Source organism: Bergeriella denitrificans NBRC 102155, from assembly GCF_001592185.1.
GTDB classification, from domain to species: Bacteria; Pseudomonadota; Gammaproteobacteria; order Burkholderiales; family Neisseriaceae; genus Neisseria; species Neisseria denitrificans.
This window is the reverse complement of the sequence record NZ_BCWL01000324.1, coordinates 1-1,345: the sequence shown is the minus strand read 5'-3', so window position 1 is coordinate 1,345 and position 1,345 is coordinate 1. Positions and strand designations below refer to the sequence as shown.

The window sequence follows — 1,345 nt, the reverse complement described above, 5'->3', positions numbered from 1 at the left end:
CCATTCTCAACTGGTCTCCCGTCGGCCTCTTCTATCAGGCGTTTGCGGCGGTGATGGGCTATTTCGGTATCGAACTGCCGACCAGCCTGACGGGTTTTGTTTCCGCCGCCGTCCATGCGGTGAGCAATTTCATTATGACTTGGTCGCCGGTAACGGCTTTTCAGACGGCCTTTGCTGCCGTTTGGGGCTTTTTGGCCGGGCTGCCTGCCCGTTTTACGGCATTCGGCAGCCAGATTATCCAAGGTTTGGCCAACGGCATTACCGCCGGTGCGGGTTTGGTGGTTTCTGCGATTTCCAATATGGCTTCGTCGGCGATGGCCAAAGCCAAGTCCATGTTCGGTATCCACTCCCCCAGCCGCGTATTCCGCTCCTACGGCGACTTTATCACACGCGGTTTGGACATCGGTATCGGCAAGGGCGCGGCCAAGCCGGTGGCGGCGGTCGGCCATATGGCAGGCCGTCTGAAACAACGCTTTGCCGACCGTGTCGGACAGCTGCGCAGCGATATTGCGGCACGGGTGTCGGGCGGCAGCGGGGAGTTTGCTGCCGCCCGGGCGCAGCGCGAACAGGAAACGGCAACCGCTGCGGCCAACGGCGCAATCACGGTCAATTTCAACCCCACCATCCATGCGCCGGGCGGCAATCCCGACCAGATTCAGACGGCCTTGCAGATGGGCTTGCGCGAGTTTGAGGAATTGTTCCGCCGCATGATGGCGGATCGTGAACGGAGGGCATATTGATGTATGCGATGTTGGGCGACGTGCGCTTCGAGCTGTTGCAGGGTTTCGAGCGGCTGGAGGCGCGGCACGAGGCGGGATTTGCCCGGCATGACGTTTTGGCCGGGCGGCCGCGTTTGCAGGCGGTGGGCAACGAACTGACCGAGCTGCGTATCGGTGTCAAACTGCATTGGCTGCTGGGCAACCCTGATACGGCCTACAAAGGTTTGTTGGCAGCATTGGAAGCGCAGCAGGCGGTGTCGCTGGTATTCGGCAGCGGGCGGTTTGTCGGCTGGTTTGTGATTGAGCGGCTCTCCGAGCGCACGCTGATACAGGACGCCAAAGGCCGCACAGCGGCGCGGGAACTGGATGTGGAGCTGACCGAGTTCGTCGGCGACCCAAACAATCCGCTGCCCGCGCCGGGCATTGCCCAGTCGGGCAAAAACCCGCTGCTGAGCCTGCTGCCCGAATCGGTGCAGGCGCAGGCTTCCGACATCATGCAGGCGGTGGAGCAAGGCGTGCAGATATACCGCGAGGCTGAGGACGGCATACGCGGTATGCAGCGGCTGGCCGGCGCGGTGCGCGAGCTTAAAAACGACCCGGCCGGCGCGCTGAATATGCTGGGCGAA

2 protein-coding genes are annotated in these 1,345 nt (G+C 62.4%); both read left to right on the top strand.

What is annotated here, in order from left to right:
• The coding region (locus BDE01S_RS11455) for a phage tail protein (protein WP_439645236.1) at positions 1–740 on the top strand (740 nt) is incomplete at its 5' end.
• Positions 740–1,345, top strand: a 606-nt coding sequence (locus BDE01S_RS10555; protein WP_066081347.1) for a phage tail protein, incomplete at its 3' end; no start/stop codon positions are given. The genes BDE01S_RS11455 and BDE01S_RS10555, both read left to right, overlap by 1 nt.